The sequence below is a fragment of the Comamonas sp. genome (assembly GCF_036666375.1).
Taxonomy (GTDB): Bacteria; Pseudomonadota; Gammaproteobacteria; order Burkholderiales; family Burkholderiaceae_C; genus Comamonas.
This window is the reverse complement of record NZ_JAVWWA010000081.1, coordinates 1-3,084: the sequence shown is the minus strand read 5'-3', so window position 1 is coordinate 3,084 and position 3,084 is coordinate 1. Positions and strand designations below refer to the sequence as shown.

General features: G+C 67.3%; 3 protein-coding genes. All 3 read right to left on the bottom strand.

The features are described 5' to 3' along the window. Positions 1-1,391, bottom strand: a 1,391-nt coding sequence (locus RR928_RS17690; RefSeq protein ID WP_332683563.1) for a sensor histidine kinase, incomplete at its 3' end; no start/stop codon positions are given. A gap of 29 nt (positions 1,392-1,420) precedes the next feature. Next, entirely contained in the window at positions 1,421-2,137 is a 717-nt protein-coding gene (locus RR928_RS17685; protein ID WP_332538744.1) for a response regulator transcription factor, read from the bottom strand. A 43-nt stretch (positions 2,138-2,180) separates the two neighbouring features. Then, complete coding sequence (argB, locus tag RR928_RS17680) at positions 2,181-3,071, bottom strand: acetylglutamate kinase (RefSeq protein WP_213294358.1); 891 nt, start codon at positions 3,069-3,071, stop codon at positions 2,181-2,183. Between the last annotated feature and the right edge of the window lie 13 nt (positions 3,072-3,084).

The window sequence follows — 3,084 nt, the reverse complement described above, 5'->3', positions numbered from 1 at the left end:
AGTCCCACGCCCTCGGCGCCTTCGCCCAGCACCAGACGGGCCTGGTGCAGCTGGGCGATCTCGTCGGCAATCGCCAGTCCCAGGCCTGAGCCTTCACCGCAAGCGCCAGGCAGACGGTAAAAGCGCTGCACGATGCGCGCGCGCTCCGCTTCGGGCACGCCCGGGCCGTCATCCTCGACTTCGAGAAAGGCGCCGTCCGGCCCCATGCCGCTGCGCAAGGTCACGCGCCCGCCTTCGGGGTTGTACTTGAGCGCGTTGTCGACGAGATTGCTCAACAGCTCGCGCAGCAGCCAGGCATGGCCCCAGACGCTGGCCGGCTCGACTTCGAGGCCGAAATCGATGTTCTTGGCCGCGGCCTGTTCGAAGAAGGCTTCGAGCAGACTTTCACAAAGGTCCTTGAGGTCCACGCGCTGCAGCGGCTGCGACTGCGCATGGCGCGCGTCGGCGCGCGACAGCGCCAGCAGCTGGCGCGCGAGCTGCGAGGTGCGGCGCGTGGCGTCGCGCAGCTGGTGGATCTGCGTGGCGCTGAGCACCAGCGAGCGCTCGCGCGGCCGATCGGGCGACAGGTCCACCGCATCCGCGGGTGCGGGCGCCGACTGCACCATCAACGCCCAGGCTTCGACCTGGGCCTGCAGCGCCGCGAGCGGCGTGCGCAACTGGTGCGCGGCATCGGCAACGAAGCGCCGCTGCTCCTGGGCCTGGGCATCGACCAGCGCGAACAGCCGGTTGAGCGAGCGCAGCAGCGGCCGCACCTCATCGGGCGAGGCGGCTTCATCGATGGGGCTCAGGTCGCGCGGCGAGCGGCGCTCGACGGCGTCGGCCAGCGCCACCAGCGGCTCGAACGCCTGGCGCACCGACCAGTAGATCGCCAGCCCGGCGGCCGCGATCAGCAGCACGTTGGGCAGCAGCACGCGCAGCAGCAATTGCTGCGCCCATTGCTGGCGCGCATCCGAACCGTCGGCCAGCGCCACCACCATCTCGCCAGCGCCCGCGGTCTCTACGCGCAGCACGGCCACGCGGTACATGATGCCCGCGAACTCCTGGCTGTGGAATTCAGCCACGCGCGTGCTCGGCACCTCGACGCGTATCCAGGTATCGCCTGCGAGCACCCGGCCCTTGAGGTCGGCAATTGCATAGCCGGCCTCGTTCTGGCGCTGGCGCAGAAACTCTTCGACCATGGGCGGCAGCATCAATACGGGAGGTGATTGGCCGTCGAGCGAAGGCGCGAGCACGGCTTCGGCAAGCGCGGGCAGATAGCGCATCAGCCGCTGGTCGTGCTGGCCCGCGGCCGCCTCGGCCGAGCGGTAGGCGAACCACGAGCCCATCAGCGCCAGCACGCTCAGCGGCAGCACCAGCAGCAGCAGCAGCCGAAAGCGCAGATTCGAGGTCATGGCTCAGCCTGGCGCCGGGGCAGCCGCCTTCAGGCGCCGCCCGCGACCAACTCCAGCCGGTAGCCGAAGCCGCGGATGGAGCGCAAGGCCACGCCATAAGGCTCGATTTTGCCGCGCAGCCGCGAAGCATAGACTTCGACCGCATTCGGCGTGATTTCCTTGTCCCAGCCCGTCAAGGCCTGCAGCAACTTGTCCTTGCTCGCCGGCTTGGGCGCGTGGATCAGCAGGTATTCCAGCACCGTCCACTCGCGTGGACCGAGATCTATGGGCTGCAGATGACTGCCTTCGGCAGAGTCATCGGCCACCCGCGCACCGACGCTGCGCGCCGCCGTATCGAGCTCCAGAGGCCCGAATGTCAGCACTGCCGTGGTCGCGGCCTGGGAGCGGCGCGCGAGCGCGCGCAGCCGCGCGAGCAACTCCGGCAACTCGAAAGGCTTGACCATGTAGTCGTCGGCGCCCATGTCGAGGCCCTGCACACGATCGAGCAGCGCGTCGCGCGCGGTCAGGATCAGTATGGGCATGGCGGCGCTGTCCATGCTGCTGCGGCGCAGGCGCTGGGTGAGTTCCAGGCCGCTGAGCCCAGGCAGACCGATGTCGATCACCGCCAGGTCGAACGATTCATTCGCCAGCACTTCAAGTGCGCGCTCGGCGCTGCCGACCCAGTCGACCGCATAGCCGGCATCGCTCAGGCCGAGCTTGACGCCGCTGGCCACCATCACATCGTCTTCCACCAGCAGCAGGCGCATGTCGAATCTTCCAATGCATGGCCCCGCAGGGCCCAGGCCACGTTCAGTGGCTGCGGATCATCGTGCCGTAGGCCTGGTCCGTGAGGATTTCGAGCAGCATGACATGCGGCACGCGGCCGTCGATGATGTGCACCGCGTTCACGCCGGCCTTGGCCGCGTCGAGCGCGCCCGCGATCTTTGGCAGCATGCCGCCCGAGATCGTGCCGTCGGCAAACAGCGCGTCGATTTCACGCGCCGTGAGATCGGTCAGCAGATTGCCGGCCTTGTCGAGCACGCCGGGCGTGTTCGTCAACAGCATCAGCTTTTCGGCCTGCAGCACCGTGGCCAATTTGCTGGCCACGACATCGGCGTTGATGTTGTAGCTTTCGTTGTCTTCGCCGAAGCCGATGGGGCTGATCACCGGAATGAACGCGTCGTCCTGCAGTGCCTTGACCACGCTGGGGTCGATCGCTACGATGTCGCCGACCTGGCCCAGGTCATGCTCGATGCTCGGGTCCTTGTTGTCCGCGAGCTTGAGCTTCTGCGCCCGGATCAGCCCGCCGTCCCGGCCCGTGAGGCCCACCGCCTTGCCGCCTGCCTGATTGATCAGACCGACGATGTCCTGCTGCACTTCGCCGGCCAGCACCCACTCGACCACTTCCATGGTTTCGGCGTCGGTGACGCGCATGCCCTGGATGAACTCGCCCTTCTTGCCCAGACGGTTGAGCGCGGTTTCAATCTGCGGGCCGCCACCATGCACCACCACCGGATTGATCCCGACCAGCTTGAGAAGCACCACATCCTCGGCAAAGTCGGCCTGCAGGGCCGGGTCGGTCATGGCGTTGCCGCCATACTTGATGACCATGGTCTTGCCATGAAACTTGCGGATATAGGGCAGAGCCTGGGCAAGGATTTCGGCTTTGTCGCGCGGGGCAATGGAGAGGATATCGTTCATGGTGCAGGCCGTG

Bases quoted from the DNA above. Each gene is read 5' to 3' on its own strand.
- RR928_RS17685 (WP_332538744.1), bottom strand. From the start codon at position 2,137: ATGCGCCTGCTGCTGGTGGAAGACGATGTGATGGTGGCCAGCGGCGTC.
- argB (WP_213294358.1), bottom strand. From the start codon at position 3,071: ATGAACGATATCCTCTCCATTGCCCCGCGCGACAAAGCCGAAATCCTT.